Here is a 16,650-nt window from a genome sequence, read left to right as displayed (position 1 = left end):
TCAACTCCTCAGCAGCAGGGCCGACGTGGGGACGCCCTCGCCCGCGGTGACCAGGCAGGTGGCGGCGCCGGGTACCTGCGCGGTGCTGGTGCCGCGCAGCTGTTTGACGCCTTCGGTGATCAGGTTGAACCCGTGGACGTACGCCTCGGACAGGCCCCCGCCGCCGGTGTTCAGCGGCAGCCGCCCGCCGCTCTCCAGGGCGCCGCCCTCGGTGAAGGCCGCGCCCTCGCCGCGCCCGCAGAAGCCGTAGCCCTCCAGTGACAGCGGGATCAGCGGGGTGAAGGCGTCGTAGATCTGCGCCACGTCGATGTCCTGGGGGCCGAGGTCGGCGTCCTTCCACAGCTGCCGGGCGGCGGTCCAGGCGGGGCCGGTGAGCGGGTCGTCGTTCCAGTAGTTGACCATGCCGTGGTGCTGGGCGGGCAGGCCCTGGGCGGCCGCGTGGACGTAGACGGGCCGCTGCCGGCAGTCGCGGGCGCGGGCGGCGGAGACCAGCACGCAGGCCAGCGCGCCGTCGGTCTCCAGGCAGTTGTCGAAGAGGCAGAGCGGCTCGCTGATCCAGCGCGCGGTCATGTACATCTCGCGGGTCAGCGGGCGTTCGTACATCATCGCGGCCGGGTTCTGGTTGGCCCGGTTGCGGCAGGCCAGCGCGACGTTGAACAGGTGGTCGCGGGTGGCGCCGTACTCGTGCATGTAGCGGCGGGCCAGCATGCCGATCTCGTCGGCCGGGCGCAGCAGCCCGAAGGGGCGGGTCCACTGCGCGGGGGTCGGCAGCTGGACGGCGGTGTTCTTCCAGGGCCGCGGCCCCGAGCCGCGCTTGCGGGACCGCCAGGCGATGCCGACGTGCGCCTGCCCGGTGGCGACCGCGGCGGCCAGGTGGGCCACCGTCGCACACGAACCCCCGCCGCCGTAGCCGACCTTGGAGAAGTGGGTGACGTCGCCGGCGCCGATGGCCTTGGCTATCTCGACCTCGTCGGTCTCCTCCATGGTGTACGAGGCGAAGGCGTCCACCTCCGAGGGGGCGATCCCGGCGTCGTCCAGCGCGGCCAGGATCGCCCGGCAGGCCAGCGTCTTCTCGGATGCGGGGAGGTGCTTGGCGAAGGGTGTCTGTCCGATGCCGACGATCGCCGTAGCGTCCTTGAGGGTCGCCCCCATCGCCACCTCCGTGGTCGGTCCGCAGTGCTGACAGCGGAGGAGGCTACCGCTAATCTGACGGACAGTCAGTAACTGGTGCGGGCGGCTCTTTTCCCGGGAGGCAGCGCGATGCACGGTGTGGAGGATGCGCGGGCGGACCTGCGGTACGGCACCGTCCCCCGGCTGGTGCGCGAGGCCGCCCGGCGCCATGGCCCCCGCGAGGCCGTCGTCGAGGGCCGCACCCGGCTGACCTACGGCGAACTGGGCGAGCGGGTGGAGCGGGCGGCGGCGGCCTGCCTCGCCGCGGGGATCGCGCCCGGCGACCGGGTCGCGATCTGGGCGCCCAACACCCTCGACTGGATCGTCTCGGCCCTCGGCGCGGTCACCGCCGGCGCCGTCCTGGTCCCCGTCAACACCCGCTTCAAGGGCGCCGAGGCGGCCCATGTGCTGGGCCGCACCCGGGCCCGGCTGCTCTTCGTCACCGGCACCTTCCTCGGCACGTCCTACGTGGCCGCGCTCCGCCGCGCCCGGGCCGAACTGCCGCACCTGGAACAGGTGGTGGTGCTCGCCGACAGCGCGCCCGAGGGGTACCGGACCTGGCAGGACTTCCTCGCCGGCGGCGCGGGGATCACTACCGAGGAGGTACGGCGGCGCGCCGACGCGGTGCGGCCCGACGCCCCCTCCGACATCATCTTCACCTCCGGCACCACTGGCCGCCCCAAGGGCGCGGTCATCACCCACGCCCAGACCCTGCGCTGCTACGACGTCTGGAGCGAGCTGGCGGGCCTGCGCGAGGGCGACCGCTACCTCATCGTCAACCCGTTCTTCCACACCTTCGGCTACAAGGCCGGTGTCATCGCCTGCCTGCTGCGGGGCGCGGTGATGGTGCCGCAGCCGGTGTCCGACATGGACACCGCACTGGCGAACATCGCCGCCGAACGGATCTCGGTGCTGCCGGGCCCGCCGACCCTGCACCAGTCCCTCCTGGACCACCCCGCCCGCGCCGCCCACGACCTGAGCGCCCTGCGCCTGGTGGTGACCGGCGCCGCGGTGGTGCCGCTCGCGCTCGTGGAGCGGCTGCGCACCGAGCTGGGCGTGGCCACCGTCCTGACGGCGTACGGCCTGTCCGAGGCCGGCGGCCTGGTCACCATGTGCCGCCGCGGCGACGCCCCCGAGGTCATCGCCACCACCTCGGGCCGGGCGATCCCCGACACCGAGGTACGGGTGCTGGCCGCGCCCGGCGAGCCCGGCGAGGTGCTGGTGCGCGGCCACCACGTGATGCGCGGCTACTTCGAGGACCCCGAGGGGACGGCGCAGGTGCTGGACGCCGACGGCTGGCTGCACACCGGCGACGTCGGCGTGCTCGACGCGGCCGGCAACCTCACCCTCACCGACCGCATCAAGGACGTGTTCATCGTCGGCGGCTTCAACGCCTACCCCGCCGAAATAGAGCAGCTCCTCGGCCGGCACCCGGACATCGCCGACGTCGCCGTGGTCGGCATCCCCGACCCCCGCCTCGGCGAGGTCGGCAGGGCGTACGCGGTGCGCCGCCCCGGCTCCTCGCTCAGCGCCGACGACCTGATCGCCTGGTCCCGCCGCGAGATGGCCAACTACAAGGTCCCGCGGGAGGTCAGCTTTGTCGCCGCGCTGCCGCGCAACGCCAGCGGCAAGGTCCTCAAGAACCGGCTGCGGAACGGAGCCCCGGGGCCGGTCGCTTGACCGCCCGCCCCGCTACCCGCCCGGGGGCGTCCAGTCCGGCCGACGCCCGCTGAGCGCCACCACCTGGTCCAGCAGCCCGGCGCCCTCCGGCACCGGCACCGGCGCGGCGAACATCCCCTCGATGCCCCCGGAGCCGGCCCACGACGACACCAGGGCGTGCACCGCGCGCACGCTGTCCGGGTCGGGGTCGTACGGCTGGCCGGTGGCCCGCGCCAGGTCCCAGCCGTGCAGCAGCAGCTCGTCGAGCGCCACCAGGCCCGCGACCGCACCCGGCAGCGACTGCCCGCCGGCCTCGGTCCGGCCCTCCCACGCCTCCGGGGCGCGCCAGGCCGCCACCATCCCGTCGAGGTTCGTCGCCAGCTCGTCCCGCCAGCCGGGCGCCACATCGAGCCGGTGCCCGGTGGGCGAGCCGCTGGTCAGCGGCCCCAGCTCCTTGCGGGCCACGTCCTGGAAGGCGGCGCTCAGCATGACCAGGTGGCCCAGGAGGTGGCGTACCGCGTAGTCCTCGCACGGGGTGGGGTCCCCCAGCTGCGCATCGGTCGTCCGCTCCCCGAGCTGCGCCACCAGCCGCGCCTGTGCGGCCAGGTCGACCCTCTCGATCATCTCGGTCATCGTCCGGTCCCTTCGCTCCCGCGGGGTGTGCCGGCACCCCCGTGCCGGGCCCGCACAGTGCAGACTCCCGAGGTGCCCGAAACTCATCGTCACACCGCGGTGCCCCCGCGGCACCTTCGCGGCCGCCGCCGCGGTGACGCCCCCGGCTAACGGGCCGCGGCGCCGTACCGCTCCCGCAGCGCCGCCTTCGCCACCTTGTGCAGCGGCCCGCTGCGGGGCAGCTCCTCGACGACCTCCAGCTGCTCCGGCAGTTTCTGGACCATCAGCCCGGCCGCCCGCAGATGCGCGGTCAGCGCGTCCAGGGTGAGCGGCGGGGCGGCCGGATCGGCGGCGGTGACCACCGCGCACACCCGCTCCCCGCGCGCGGTGTCCGGCAGCCCGATCACCGCCGCCTCGGCGACCGCCGGATGCGTCACCACCAGCTCCTCGATCTCCTGCGCCGAGAGGTTCTCGCCCTTGCGGATGATGATGTCCTTGAGCCGCCCGGTGAGCACCAGGTGCCCGTCGGGCCGCAGATGTCCCAGGTCACCGGTGTGGAAGGCGCCGTCGGCGTCGAACGCCGCGGCGGTCAGCGTCGGGTCGGTGTACCGGTGGCACAGCATCGGCCCGCGGACCGTGACCTCTCCGGTCTCGCCGGTCGCCGCCGCGCTCCCGTCGGCCCGGACGATCCGCACCTCCGCCCCCGCCACCGGCCTGCCCACCGTCCGCGCCAGCTGCTCCTGGCTGTCGTACGGCGTGCCCATCGCGATCATCGGGCACTCGGTCATCCCGTAGCCGTGCACGACCGCGCACTGAAGCTCCCGTCCGGCCGCGGTGTGCAGCTCCGGTGGCAGCGGCGCGCCGCCGCCGGACAGCAGCCGCAGCGAGGGGATCAGCGGCCCGGCGTCCTCCTGCTGCCGCCGGCGGCGCCGGGACTCGTCGAGGAACGCCTGGTAGAACGCGGTGCTCCCGCCGGCCATGGTGACGCCGCGCCGCCGGTAGACGGCCGCCGCGCGGGCCGGCTCGAAGTGGTCCAGCACGACCGCGGGGAAGCCGCTGACCAGCATGGCGATGACGTAGTCCGGGCCGGCGATGTGCGCGTAGGGGAAGGCGATCGAGCCGATGTCGTCCCCGGACATCCCGAGCGCGGTGGCCAGCCCGACGCCACCGGCGATCAGCGTGGCATCGGTGTGCTCCACCCCCTTGGGGGCCGCGGTCGTCCCGGACGTGTAGTAGATCCACGTGGTCCCGCCGGCCGGCACCGCCCGCGGCACCCCCGCCCGATCCGCGGTCGGCAGCCCGCCCTCCACGGAGACCACCCGCACCCCGTCCCCGGCCACCTTCCGCACCATCGCGGTGTGGTCGAACCCCCGCCACCGGCCCGGTACGAGCACGAACTCGGCCGCCGACTCGGAGAGGATGAAGCCGACTTCGCGCTCCCGGTGCAGCGGGATGACCGGCGTCTGCACGGCCCCGAGCCGGGCCAGCGCCAACGAGACGACCACCGTGCCGATCCGGGTCGGCAACTGCCAGGCCACCCGGCTGCCAGCCCCGATGCCCAACCCCCGCAGCCCGGCCGCCACCCGCAGCGCCGCGTCCCGTACGCCGTCGAAGGTGACGCTGCCACCGCCGTCGTCGAAGAACATCGGCGCCCCGCGGGAGGCCCGCGCCCGGTACTCGACCAGTTCCCAGAGCGTCTGCACACGAGCGGGTTCGAACACGGCGCGCCTCCTGACTGCGGTGGGGCGGTGCGGTGCGGAGCGGTGCGTGGCCGGTCGGTGGGACCAGGGCGCACGCGACTGTAGCAATGTCCTGACGATGCGTCAGTAGTTGGCGCGTCCCGGAAACGCGACGGCAGCGTGACCCTGCGGGGGGTCACGCTGCCGGCCGTTCCGCCGTGCCCGGGGCTCAGGGCAGGTGCTTGTCCAGCGTCCTGAGGTGCGCGGGGGCAGTGAAGGTCCCCGCTATCGGCGTGTGGTGGTCGAAGGTCGAGACGTGGCCGGGGCCGGCGGGCCGGTGGCTGTCGGCCATCGCCGGAACGGCGGTGGTGGCAGCGACGGCGGCGGTGAACGCGGCCAGCGCTAAGGCCTTCTGGGTGCGGGTCATGCAGATTCCTCCGTAACGGATGGATAGCTGTGGGTTGAGGGTATTTGAACGACCGACACCCGCGTGGGCCGATGCGCCAGGCAGTGGCCGGAAGGAGACGCCGGCGGCCGGGCCCCACGCCCCTGACGACGCGTCGGCGCCGGGGCCGGGACGGCGGAGCGGCCCGGATGGCGAACGGCCTGCAGAAATGCCGCAGGGACCGTTCTGATGGCTTCCCCTCCATGCCATCGGAACGGCCCCTGCGATCCCCCGAAACCCCTGTTCTGTTGCGCTACTTGGACTCGCCCAGCGCCTCGCCGAGGGGCTTGCCGATGGGCTGGTGGTGGTCGAGCGTCGTGACCTCTTCCCCTGGTGTCGCTGGCTGGTCCTTCTTGCCGACGACGCGACGCCCGTTGGGGCCGATGATGGGCTGGTGGTGGTCGAGCGGCTTGATGATGTCCCGCTCGTTGGACTGCTGGGTGTTCTCGGTGGCCAAGCTGATCAACTCCAGTGTTTGGGCGCTTGCTGCCGGTACACCCGCCCGGCGGCTCCCCCGTGGGTCGCCGGACAGGTGCATCGGGGCCGAACACCATAACGGTGGGGCCAACTCACCGAACCGCTTGCCCCCCGAGGCGGCGGGTCGGTAATGAAGAGAGTGGCCTGCCGCGATGAACGATCGATAAACGCCCGCGTCCATTCCCCTCGCCGGCCGCTCCGCCCCGCGTTTCCCCTGGTCAGGCCGCCGCGACCGGCCGCAGCAGCCCCTGCACCGTCGCGCACTCCGGGGAGCCCAGCCGCTCGAAGACGGCCAGGGACTCCTGCCAACAGGCACGGGCCCGCCCGGACTGCCCCACGCCGTCGAGCGCTCGGCCCAGCAGCGTCAGGACGTTGGCGTGCCACCACTCGCCGCCGATGGCGCGGAGCGCGGTGAGCGCCTGCTCGGCGTGGTTGGCCGCCTGAGCGGGGTGACCTGCCGTCAGGTCCGCCTCGGCCAGCCGGAAGTACGTCATGCCCTCCCAGAAGCGCTGCCGGCTGTCCTGGAAGATGGCCAGCGCCCTGGTCAGCTGCTCCTTGGCGTCCGTCAGCCGCTGCGCGCGGGTGAGGGCCAGGCCGAGTGCGTACATGCCGTTGGCCAGCCGCCGGGTGGCGCCCAGCTCCCGGTAGATGGCGATGCCCTCCTCCGCCAGGCGGATCGCGGTCTCCACGCGGTCGGTGGCCAGGTGCACCCGCGAGAGGTTGCACAGCGCGCTGGCTTCCGACGGCTTGTTGCAGTCCTCGCGGAAGGCCTGCAGGGCCTGGGTGAGGTAGGCCTCGGCGTCGACGTGGCGGTTCTGCGAATTCGCGATGATGCCACGGTCGTTGGGCGCGTAGGAGGAGGCGAACAGGTCCTCGGTCGCGAGCCCGAGGAGCATCGCCGACTGGGCGTGCTCGTCGGCCTTGTCGAACCGGCCGGCCAAGGTGTGGACGTTGGTGAGAGCGACATGGATACGGGCCTGGGCGCGCTGGTCGTCCCGCTCCTGCGCGGCGCCCAGGAGCGCCATGTTCACCTGCTCGTACTGCCGGGAGTCGGCGCCCGACTCGGCGAGGTCCTGCGCCAGCAGGAGCAGGTCCGCCGCCCGCCGCAGGGTGCCGGGCCCGGTGGACTGCTGGGCGCAGGCCATCAGGCACCGGGCCTCCGCGAAGAGCCACTCCAGGGCTCCTATGCGGTCGTTGAAGACCAGCCCCGCATAGTGCGGGCGCGCCATGTGATCGGCGAGCCGGTCGCCCGGGCGCTCCAGTGTGTAGACCTCCTTGGCCGTCGCCAGGTAGAAGTCCAAAAGCCGGGACAGCGCCTCCTCCCGTTCCGCGGGCGGCTGCTCGTCGCGCTCCGCACAGGCCCGGGCATAGAGCCGGACCAGGTCGTGGAAGCGGTAGCGCCCGGGCGCCGCGGACTCCAGCAGGCTGGCGTCCACGAGCGACTCCAGGAGGTCCTCCGCGGGCTCGGCCGCCATGTCGAGGAGGGCGGCCGCGGCGGCAACCGAGACGTCGGGCCCGTCGGCGAGGCCCAGCAGCCGGAACGCCCGCGCCTGGTGGGGCTCCAGCTGGCCGTACCCGAGTTCGAAGGTGGCCGTGACGGCGAGGTCTCCGGCGCGCAGCTCGTCCAAACGACGGCGTTCGTCGGCGAGCTTGCGGGCCAGCGTGGAGACGGTCCACGTACGGCGGGCGGCGAGCCGGGAGGCGGCGATCCGGATGGCCAGCGGCAGGAAGCCGCAGGCGCCGACCACCGCCATCGCGGCCTGCCGTTCGGAGTTCACCCGCTCCTCCCCGACGATCCGTGTGAAGAGGTTCAGCGCCTCCTCGGGGCTCATCACATCGACGTCGATCAGATGCGCGCCCGCCAGGTCGATCATCCGGGCCCGGCTGGTGATCAGCGCTGCGCACCCCTCCGACCCCGGCAGCAGCGGCCGGACCTGGGCCGCGTCCCGCGCGTTGTCCAGCAGGGCCAGCACCCGTCGGCCCGCCAGGGTGGAGCGGTAGAGGGCCGACCGCTCCTCCAGGCCGTCGGGGATGGCGGAGTCATTGGTGCCCAACGCCCGGAGGAAGGACCCCAACACCGCCTCCGGCTCGCTGGGGTTCTGTCCCGCACCCTGGAGGTCGACGTACAACTGGCCGTCGGGGAAGTGGTCGCGGGCGGCGTGCGCGACATGGACGGCGAGGGTGGTCTTTCCGACACCGCCGATGCCGGTCAGGGCCGAGACGGCCATCACGCTGCCGTCGGCGGTGGCCAACTGCCGGCCGAGCTCGTCGACGAAGGCGCTGCGGCCGGTGAAGTCGGCGACGGTGGCGGGAAGCTGCTGTGGCCTCACCACGACGTGATCGGCCGACTCCAGGCCCCCGGCATCGGCCGGCGGCGCCTCCAGGTCTGGGTCCGCCCGGAGGATCCGCTGCTGGAGCTCCGAGAGCGAGGCGCACGGGTCGACGCCCAGCTCGTCCGCGAGCAGCCGGCGGGTATCGGCGTAGACGGCGAGCGCCTCGGCCTGCCGGCCGCCGCGGTACAGGGCCAGCATCAGCAGTTCGCGCAGCCGCTCGCGCAGCGGGTGGGCGGCGGTGAGCGCGGTCAGGTCGGAGACCGCCTCGGCGTGCGCGCCGGCCTCCAGCACCAGGTCGAGGCGGCTCTCGATCAGCGACAGCCGCCACTCCTCCAGGCGGGTGCGCTGGGTCTCGGCGTATGGGCCGGCCAGGCCGGCCAGCGGTTCGCCGTCCCACAGCGCCAGGGCCCGGTCGAGGAGCTCACGGGCGCGGGCGCGGTCACCGGAGGCCTTGGCCTTCTCCGCCTCGGCGGCGTACTGCTCGGCGTGGTCGTGGTCGAGGTCCAGCGGATGCCCGTCCACCGGCCGGATCGCATAGCCGCCGGACTCGCTGACCAGCGCATCGGCATCCTCGCCCAGGGCCTTGCGGAGGCGGGAGGCGTAGGTGCGCAGCGCGGCGAGGGCGGCATGCGGCGGCTCCTCACCCCACAGGGCGTCGACGAGCTCGGGCGCGGTGGCGGTGCGTCCGCCGCGCAGGAGTAGTGCGGCGAGCAATGCGCGCTGTTGCGGGGAGCCCGCTGCCAGCGGCGTTGCGCCGCGCCAGGCCCGTACGGGACCGAGCACGGTGAAGCGGAGCCGCTCCCGCCCCGGACCGTCGTCCATGGTGTCCCCCTGCCCTGTGCCGAAGTTGACCGCGCTGTATGCGCCTTCTCGCTGTGCGCAACGGTCAGTCTGCCTTGTCCCGCCCGCTTCCGTCAGTAGGGGTCCGGACCGTGCACAAAGCCTCCTCGGCTGATGAGGGGCGGGGGTGCGGCCGCGCACGGTGGTTGCGTGGAAGCCAGGACTCCGCGCGCCCCCTCCCGTATGGTCGCCCATTCCGATAGCTGACGGATCGTCAGATCGGCGCTACCGTAACGACATGGAGACCTTCCCCAGGATCATCTCGGTGGACGACCACACGGTGGAGCCCCCCACCGTCTGGCGGGACCGGCTCCCGTCGAAGTACCGCGACACCGGCCCCCGGATCGTCCGCGCACCCGTCAAGGAAATGACCTTCGTCGGCGGCAAATTCGCCCCAAAGATGGGCGCCCCAGGTGACGACGGGCCGCTGGCAGACTGGTGGATCTACGAAGACCTGCGCCGCCCGCTGACGCGGCTGGACACCGCCGTCGGCTACTCCCGCGACGAGATCAGGCTCGAAGGCATCACCTACGAACAGATGCGCCCGGGCTCCTTCAGCGTCCCCGAGCGGCTCGCCGACATGGACGTCAACCACGTCCAGTCCGCCCTCTGTTTCCCCACCTTCCCCCGCTTCTGCGGCCAGACCTTCACCGAGGCCAAGGACCGCGAGCTGGGGCTCCTCGGCGTCCGCGCCTACAACGACTGGATGGTGGAGGAGTGGTGCGGCCCCCAGGCGCAGGGGCGGCTGATACCCCTCACCCTGATCCCGCTGTGGGACCCGGAGCTCGCCGCTGCCGAGGTGCGCCGCAACGCCGACCGCGGTGCGCGGGCGGTCTGCTTCAGCGAGATCCCGCCGCATCTGGGACTGCCCAGCATCCACACCGACCACTGGGACCCCTTCCTGCGGGCCTGCGACGAGACCGGCACGGTCATCGCCATGCACATCGGCTCCTCGTCGAAGATGCCGTCCACCTCGGCCGACGCCCCGGCCGCCGTCGGGTCCACGATCACCTTCGCCAACTGCTGCTTCTCCATGGTCGACTGGCTGATGAGCGGCGCGTTCGACCGCTTCCCCGGCCTGAAGATCATGTACGCCGAGGGCCAGATCGGCTGGATCCCGTACACCCTGGAGCGCGCCGACGTCGTCTGGGAGGAGAACCGCGCCTGGGGCGGCGTCGCCGACAAGGTCCTGCGCCCGCCCTCCGAACTCTTCGCCGAGCACGTCCACGGCTGCTTCTTCGACGACGCCTTCGGTCTGCGCAACCTGGACGCGATCGGCGTCGGCAACGTCCTGTACGAGACGGACTACCCGCACTCCGACTCGACCTGGCCCAGGTCGCGGGAGGTCGGCGAGTCCCAGATGGGCCACCTGTCGCCGGACGTGGTGGAGCGGATCGTCCGCGGCAACGCCATCGACCTGCTGGGCCTGACGGCGGAGGGCCTCTGGGCGGGCTGAGCCGGAAGCCGTGAGTCCGCCCTGGCGACCGCGGTACGGCCGCCGGGTTCCGGGCCCGGCGGAACGACGCCGGGCGCGGGCCCGGGGTCAGTACCGGTACCCGGGCCAGTGCGGATCCTCCCAGCGGGCCTCGCCCGTGAGGCCGAGCAGCCGCACGCGGTGCAGCAGTTCCTCCGGAGCGCCCTGGGAGCCCAGCCGCGCCGGCGCGTGCCGGACCAGCCAGCCGGTGAGTTCGGCACCCAGCTCGTGCTCGCCCTCCCAGGCGTCCCAGGGCAGCTCGTCGCCGAGCAGGTCGTACTCCCAACGGCCCACCGCCTCGGCCAGCTGCCGGTCGGCCACGACCGTCGCGCTGAGGGCCGGGCCGGTGAGCGTCTCGGGCGGAGCGGCAGGTTTTCCACAGGGATCACCACGCACGGCGACCCGCCCGTACTCTGAGAGTCACGAGAAGGACAGAGAGGGGCAAGGCCGTGACGTCAGATGCCACTCCCGACCCGTACGCCGAGCCGGTGGTCTTCGGGCAGCGCATGCAGATCCTGCGGACCCGGAGGGGGATGAGCCGCACTGTTCTGGCCGGCCTGCTGGGGAAGTCGCCGAGTTGGGTCAAGCAGGTCGAGGGCGGACGGCTGCAGATGCCCAAGCTGCCCACGATCTTGCGCATCGCGGAGGCTCTCCGCGTAGCGGACCTGGCCGACCTCACGGGTGACCAGTCGATGTCGGTCGGCCTCTTCGCAGGCCCCGGGCATGCCCGGCTGCCGCAGGTACGTGCTGCCCTGGACGCCTTCCCGCTGACCGCACGGGAGGAGGCGCCGGCTCCCCGTCACCTTCGGGAACGTCTCACCCGCGCCTGGCGCGCCCGGCACTCCTCCCCGCATCACCGGGAGGTCATTGGCGCACTTCTGCCGTCTCTCCTCCGGGACGCACAACTCGCCGTGTTGCAAGCGGACTCCGCGCGGGAGCGGCGGGTGGCACAAGGGCTGCTCTCGGAGGCGTACGGCCTCAGCCAGTTCTTCCTCGCCTACCAGCCGGACGCCTCCTTGCTCTGGCGAGTGGTGGAGCGCGGAATGATCGCAGCCCAGGAATCGGAGGACCCGCACGTCATCGGGATGGCCGCCTGGCTGGCGACACAGGCGCACCGCGACAGCGGGCATGCGCATTTCGAGGCCGCGGATGCGGTGAATCTGGAGGCCCTCCGCTATCTCGAAGCCTTCCTCCCCGAGGCGAGCGACGACGTCCTCGCCATCGCCGGGGCGCTGCAGTTCGAAGCGGGGTACACCGCGGCGCGCCGGGGCGAAACCGGAACCGCCTGGCGGTACTGGGACACGGCCCGCGCCGTGGCGGAGCGGCTCCCCGCCGACTACTACCACCCCATGACCTCGTTCTCCCGAGCCGTCATAGGAGCCCACGCGGTCACGGTCGCGGTCGAGCTACATGCGGGAGCGGAGAGCGTACGGCAGGCATCTGCGGCGGACGCGACGACGATTCCGTCCCGGCCGCGCCGGGCCCGGCATCGCATCGAGGAAGCCCGCGGCTATCAGCTCGACGGCCAGACGGAGGCCGCCCTCGCCGCTCTCGGCAAGGCGCACGAGGCGGCACCGGAGACCGTCCGTTACAACGGCTACGCGCGGCGCATCGTGCTGGAAGAGACGGAGTCGAAGAGTCCGGCGCAGCGGCGTCGTGCCAGTGAACTGGCCGTGAAGATGGGGGTATTGGCGGCATGAGGAGAGGGGTACAAACTGTGCCCCTTCACCCTTCTTCGGGGTCCTACGGTCTTTCCGCGCACGACTGATGAGGACCCCCGCGGCCGCATGCAGGGCGGCCCGGGGGCATGGCCCACCTGAGGAAAGCAGGTCGACATGCCGGACAGTATCGCCCGTATCTTCGAGCCGCTTGGGGAGCTGTTACTGCCCGCTTCCGGGCGGCTTCGGTCGGAAGGCGGGTACGTACCCACTCCGTCGCCCACCGTGGGGGTGGTCATGCGATGAGCCAGCCACCACCGACGATCACGAGGCTGTTGCCGTGGGCGACACCCGAGGGGAAGACGTGCATTCTCGTCAGTGACGGCGGACCCCAGGGCGGCTTCTCGTTCCTCGCGGACCGCATTGAAGCCGTGCAGTTGGAGATGGCACTGGGGCTGACCGAGCACGCCGCCGATCTGCTCGCGGACAGCGAGGCGACGGACAGGGAGCTGCGGTTCCTGTGTTGTCAGCTACGGGCCACATTGGTCGATGTACACCATGTGGCCGTTAGCCGGGGAGAGCGGTTGGCCGGTGGCGATGAGGCCGTAGGCGAGTGAGCAACCCCCTTCGGGGGCTTGCCGCGCTCGTTCGGCGCGTTCTGCGTGCCCGAGCGAGCGCGGCTGCCGGCCTACTGTCCCCCTCTCTTGTCTGATGAAGCGCCAGGCACGACGATGTCCGCGCGACCCTAGCTGACGCATCGTCAGCTACTGGAGATGTTCGGGCGGAGGCGGCGATGGGTGATGGAGGCGTGTGGCGGCCTGGGGGCGGCGGGCGGCTGGCGTACGGGATGCAGTTGCCGGTGCAGGCGCAGAGCAGGGTGTTCGCGGAGGGGTGGGAGGCCGGGGCGGGGCCGCGGGACCTGGTGGAGATCGCGCGGGCCGCGGACCGGGGCGGGTTCGCGTACATCGCCTGCTGCGAGCATCTGGCGATTCCGCGGCGGCTGGCGGAGGCGATGGGCACCGTGTGGTACGACCCGGTGGCCACGCTCGCGCATCTGGCAGCGGTAACGGAGCGGGTGCGGCTGCTGAGCCATGTGGCGGTGGTCGCCTTCCGACACCCGCTGCTCACTGCGAAGCAGTACGCGACGCTCGACCGGTTGTCGGGCGGGCGGCTGATCCTGGGGGTGGGCGCCGGGCACGTGGCGGAGGAATTCGAGGCGCTGGGGGTGGACTTCGCGCGGCGGGGCGCGGTGCTCGACGAGACGATCGATGCGCTGAAGGTGGCGCTCGGGCCGGAGGAGTTCCCCGAGTTCGTGGGCGAGCGGTTCGCGTTCGACGGGCTGGGGCAGGCGCCCCGGCCCGTACAGACGCCCCGGCCGCCGATCTGGGTGGGCGGCTCCTCGCCAGCCGCCGTACGCCGGGCTGCGGAGCGCGGGGACGGCTGGCTGCCGCAGGGGGACCGGCGGGAGCAGCTGCCCCGGCAGATCGCGACGCTCCGGGCGGCGCGGGAGGCGGCGGGGATCACGGAGCCGGTGGTGATCGGGGCGATTGCCGAGCCGGTGTACGTGGGGGAGCCGGGCTGGGACGTCGGGCGGCGCACCGTCCGGGGCAAGCCGGAGGCCGTCGCCGAGTCGTTGCGGGCGTACGGGGAGATGGGCGTGCAGCAGCTCCAGGTGCGGTTCCGCAGCCGGAGCCGGGCCGAACTCGTCGATCAGATGGTGGCGTTCGGTGCGGAGGTCGCCCCGCACCTCTGCGTGTGACACGCACCTTCGGCAGTGACGGGGCTCCGCGTCTTCGGCAGTGGCATGACTTCCGCACTTCGGCAGTGACGTGGCTCGGCACCTTCAGCAGTGAGATGGCTCCGCACCTTCATCCAGTAGGGAGTACCGGCATGGGCAAGCTCGACGGGCGGGTCGTTCTCATCACCGGGGCGGCGCGTGGGCAGGGCGAGCAGGAGGCGCGACTGTTCGCGGCGGAGGGGGCGCGGGTGGTCCTCGCCGATGTCCTCGACGGCCAGGGGGAGGCGCTCGCCAAGGAGATCGTGGAGGAGGCGGGGGAGGAGCGGGCCGCCTACGTCCACCTGGACGTGAGCCGGGAGGACGACTGGGCCGCCGCCGTCGCCGCCGCCCGGCAGACCTTCGGGAAGGTCGACGGACTGGTCAACAACGCGGGCATCCTGCGCTTCAACGAGCTGACCGCCACCCCGCTGGCGGAGTTCCAGCAGATCGTGCAGGTCAACCAGGTCGGGGCGTTCCTCGGCATCAAGGCGGCCGCGCCGGAGATAGCGGCGGCCGGCGGCGGCACGATCGTGAACACGGCGTCGTACACGGGTGTGACGGGCATGGCGTACGTCGGGGCGTACACCGCGACCAAGCACGCCATCGTGGGTCTGACTCGGGTCGCGGCGCTGGAGCTCGCGGCGAAGAAGATCCGGGTGAACGCCGTCTGCCCGGGCGCGATCGACACCGCCATGAGCAACCCCGCCCAGCTGGACCCGGAGGCGGACACCGAGGCCGCCGCCCAGGCCCTCGATGAGCTGTACCGGAAGTTGGTGCCGCTGGGGCGGGTGGGGCGGCCCGAGGAGGTGGCCCGGCTGGCGCTGTTCCTGACGTCCGAGGAGGACTCGGCGTACATCACGGGGCAGCCGTTCGTGATCGACGGCGGGTGGCTGGCGGGCGTCTCGGTGCTCTGAGGGGTGGGGTGGGTCGGGCCGGGCCGGGTGTCGGGGCGGCCGATCTGACGGGGTATCAGCTATTGACGCCCCTGGCGTGCGATGGAACAGTCGGCACACACATCAGATCTGACGATGCGTCAGAAAAGCTCGGGACGGTGAACCGCCTTGGAATTCGGGCTCTTTGTACAGGGATACGTGGGCAAGCGGGCCGAGACCGACCCCCTCGCGGAGCACAAGGCACTGATGGAGGAGACCGAGTACGTCATCCAGGCGGACGCCTCCGGCTTCAAGTACGCCTGGGCGTCCGAACACCACTTCCTGGAGGAGTACTCCCACCTCTCCGCCAACGACGTCTTCCTCGGATACCTGGCGCACGCCACCGAACGGATCCACCTGGGGTCCGGGATCTTCAACCCGCTCGCCCAGGTCAACCACCCCGTGAAGGTGGCCGAGAAGGTCGCCATGCTCGACCACCTCTCGGAGGGCCGTTTCGAGTTCGGCAGCGGGCGCGGCGCCGGCTCGCACGAGATCCTCGGGTTCCTCCCCGGCATCACCGACATGAACCACACCAAGGAGATCTGGGAAGAGACCATCGCCGAGTTCCCGAAGATGTGGCTCCAGGAGGAGTACCCCGGGTTCCAGGGCAAGCACTGGCAGCTCCCGCCGCGCAAGGTCTTCCCCAAGCCGTACGGGGCCTCGCACCCCGCCATGTGGTACGCGGCCGGGTCGCCGCCCTCGTACGCCATGGCGGCCAAGAAGGGCCTGGGGGTACTGGGCTTCAGCGTGCAGAAGGTCTCCGACATGGAGTGGGTGCTGGAGCAGTACAAGACGGCGATCCGGGACGCCGAACCGATCGGTGACTTCGTCAACGACAACGTGATGGTGACCTCGACCGCGATCTGCGCGGAGACGCACGACAAGGCCGTGGAGATCGCCGTCAACGGTGGGCTCAACTACCTCCAGTCGTTGGTCTTCCGCTACCACGACACCTTCCCGCGGCCCGACGGCATCCCCGAGTGGCCCGAGCTGCTGCCCGACTACACCACCGAGATCATCGAGCTGTTGATCGCTGAGGAGTTGATGATCTGCGGCGACCCGGGAGAGGTGCTACAGCAGTGCAGGCGCTGGGAGCGGGCCGGCGCCGACCAGCTGAGCTTCGGCCTGCCGATCGGGATCCCGTACGAGGACACCATCAACACGATCAAGCTCATCGGCGAGCACGTCATCCCGGAGATCGACACCGATCCGGTCCACCGCACGACCCGCTTCCGGCAGACCGCCGGGGGATGAGCCGCCCGCCGGCCGGCCGGCGGGGCACGACCGGCACCCGCCGGCGGGGCACGACCGGCACCGGCTGGCGGGGCACGACCGGCACCCGCCGACGGGCACGACCGGCACCCGCCAACGGGGCACGACAGGCACCCGCCGGCGGGGCGAGAGAGCGGCGCCGGCCGGCTGAGGGGAGGGCGACCGCCACCGGCCGGCTGTGAGGGGAGGGAGATCGCCACCGGCCGGCTTTGGGGAGCGAGACTCCCACCGGTCGGGCCGCCTGAGAGGACACGGGGCCACCCGGGAGCTCCCGGGGACCGCCCGGCGCCCGCACCCGCCGGCCACCGCCGCAACGGGCCGC

General features: G+C 72.3%; 14 protein-coding genes. 7 read left to right on the top strand and 7 right to left on the bottom strand.

Translation table 11 applies throughout. The features are described 5' to 3' along the window. On the bottom strand, positions 1-1,152 hold the full coding sequence (locus tag AB0G84_RS10395) for a lipid-transfer protein (protein ID WP_361318216.1): 1,152 nt from the start codon (positions 1,150-1,152) through the stop codon (positions 1-3). Between the two features lie 108 nt (positions 1,153-1,260). On the opposite strand from AB0G84_RS10395, the gene AB0G84_RS10390 reads away from it, so the two are divergent. Next, on the top strand, positions 1,261-2,850 hold the full coding sequence (locus tag AB0G84_RS10390) for a FadD3 family acyl-CoA ligase (protein WP_361318214.1): 1,590 nt from the start codon (positions 1,261-1,263) through the stop codon (positions 2,848-2,850). Positions 2,851-2,862: 12 nt separating this feature from the next. Here AB0G84_RS10390 and AB0G84_RS10385 read toward each other — a convergent pair whose 3' ends face one another. The 5 genes from AB0G84_RS10385 to AB0G84_RS10365 form a co-directional block, all read right to left on the bottom strand. Beyond that, a complete protein-coding gene (locus AB0G84_RS10385; protein WP_361318212.1) occupies positions 2,863-3,462 on the bottom strand; it encodes a TIGR03086 family metal-binding protein in 600 nt (199 codons plus the stop codon). 146 nt (positions 3,463-3,608) lie between these two features. Next, positions 3,609-5,162 (bottom strand): AMP-binding protein, encoded by a 1,554-nt coding sequence (locus AB0G84_RS10380; RefSeq protein WP_361318210.1) that lies wholly within the window; start codon positions 5,160-5,162, stop codon positions 3,609-3,611. Positions 5,163-5,349: 187 nt separating this feature from the next. After that, entirely contained in the window at positions 5,350-5,547 is a 198-nt protein-coding gene (locus AB0G84_RS10375; RefSeq protein WP_361318208.1) for a hypothetical protein, read from the bottom strand. 271 nt (positions 5,548-5,818) lie between these two features. Next, positions 5,819-6,022 (bottom strand): hypothetical protein, encoded by a 204-nt coding sequence (locus AB0G84_RS10370; RefSeq protein WP_361318206.1) that lies wholly within the window; start codon positions 6,020-6,022, stop codon positions 5,819-5,821. Positions 6,023-6,260: 238 nt separating this feature from the next. Further along, the gene (locus AB0G84_RS10365; RefSeq protein WP_361318204.1) at positions 6,261-9,197 is read right to left on the bottom strand and encodes a BTAD domain-containing putative transcriptional regulator; all 2,937 of its coding nucleotides are present in this window, start codon (positions 9,195-9,197) and stop codon (positions 6,261-6,263) included. Between the two features lie 256 nt (positions 9,198-9,453). On the opposite strand from AB0G84_RS10365, the gene AB0G84_RS10360 reads away from it, so the two are divergent. Continuing rightward, entirely contained in the window at positions 9,454-10,671 is a 1,218-nt protein-coding gene (locus AB0G84_RS10360; RefSeq protein WP_361318202.1) for an amidohydrolase family protein, read from the top strand. Positions 10,672-10,758: 87 nt separating this feature from the next. On the opposite strand, the gene AB0G84_RS10355 is transcribed toward AB0G84_RS10360, so the two are convergent. Then, entirely contained in the window at positions 10,759-11,010 is a 252-nt protein-coding gene (locus tag AB0G84_RS10355; RefSeq protein WP_361318200.1) for a hypothetical protein, read from the bottom strand. Positions 11,011-11,138: 128 nt separating this feature from the next. Between AB0G84_RS10355 and AB0G84_RS10350 the strand changes: the two genes are divergently transcribed. The 5 genes from AB0G84_RS10350 (at position 11,139) to AB0G84_RS10330 (ending at position 16,310) form a co-directional block, all read left to right on the top strand. Then, the gene (locus AB0G84_RS10350) at positions 11,139-12,389 is read left to right on the top strand and encodes a helix-turn-helix transcriptional regulator (protein ID WP_361318198.1); all 1,251 of its coding nucleotides are present in this window, start codon (positions 11,139-11,141) and stop codon (positions 12,387-12,389) included. Between the two features lie 260 nt (positions 12,390-12,649). Continuing rightward, positions 12,650-12,964 (top strand): hypothetical protein, encoded by a 315-nt coding sequence (locus AB0G84_RS10345; RefSeq protein WP_361318196.1) that lies wholly within the window; start codon positions 12,650-12,652, stop codon positions 12,962-12,964. Between the two features lie 176 nt (positions 12,965-13,140). Further along, the gene (locus AB0G84_RS10340) at positions 13,141-14,106 is read left to right on the top strand and encodes a TIGR03619 family F420-dependent LLM class oxidoreductase (RefSeq protein ID WP_361318194.1); all 966 of its coding nucleotides are present in this window, start codon (positions 13,141-13,143) and stop codon (positions 14,104-14,106) included. A 131-nt stretch (positions 14,107-14,237) separates the two neighbouring features. After that, complete coding sequence (locus AB0G84_RS10335; protein ID WP_361318192.1) at positions 14,238-15,038, top strand: SDR family NAD(P)-dependent oxidoreductase; 801 nt, start codon at positions 14,238-14,240, stop codon at positions 15,036-15,038. Positions 15,039-15,185: 147 nt separating this feature from the next. Next, positions 15,186-16,310: an LLM class flavin-dependent oxidoreductase gene (locus AB0G84_RS10330; RefSeq protein ID WP_361318191.1), complete on the top strand. Its 1,125-nt coding sequence runs from the start codon at positions 15,186-15,188 to the stop codon at positions 16,308-16,310. Positions 16,311-16,650: the final 340 nt, after the last annotated feature.

The sequence above is a fragment of the Streptomyces sp. NPDC020742 genome (assembly GCF_040641675.1).
Taxonomy (GTDB): domain Bacteria; phylum Actinomycetota; class Actinomycetes; order Streptomycetales; family Streptomycetaceae; genus Streptomyces.
Note: the sequence above shows the minus strand (reverse complement) of the source record. Positions and strands in the feature narration are given on the sequence as shown.

Coding starts and splice junctions, on each gene's coding strand:
- AB0G84_RS10345 (WP_361318196.1), top strand. CDS start 12,650: ATGAGCCAGCCACCACCGACGATCACGAGGCTGTTGCCGTGGGCGACA.
- AB0G84_RS10365 (WP_361318204.1), bottom strand. CDS start 9,197: ATGGACGACGGTCCGGGGCGGGAGCGGCTCCGCTTCACCGTGCTCGGT.
- AB0G84_RS10375 (WP_361318208.1), bottom strand. CDS start 5,547: ATGACCCGCACCCAGAAGGCCTTAGCGCTGGCCGCGTTCACCGCCGCC.
- AB0G84_RS10360 (WP_361318202.1), top strand. CDS start 9,454: ATGGAGACCTTCCCCAGGATCATCTCGGTGGACGACCACACGGTGGAG.
- AB0G84_RS10340 (WP_361318194.1), top strand. CDS start 13,141: ATGGGTGATGGAGGCGTGTGGCGGCCTGGGGGCGGCGGGCGGCTGGCG.
- AB0G84_RS10385 (WP_361318212.1), bottom strand. CDS start 3,462: ATGACCGAGATGATCGAGAGGGTCGACCTGGCCGCACAGGCGCGGCTG.
- AB0G84_RS10335 (WP_361318192.1), top strand. CDS start 14,238: ATGGGCAAGCTCGACGGGCGGGTCGTTCTCATCACCGGGGCGGCGCGT.
- AB0G84_RS10395 (WP_361318216.1), bottom strand. CDS start 1,152: ATGGGGGCGACCCTCAAGGACGCTACGGCGATCGTCGGCATCGGACAG.
- AB0G84_RS10390 (WP_361318214.1), top strand. CDS start 1,261: ATGCACGGTGTGGAGGATGCGCGGGCGGACCTGCGGTACGGCACCGTC.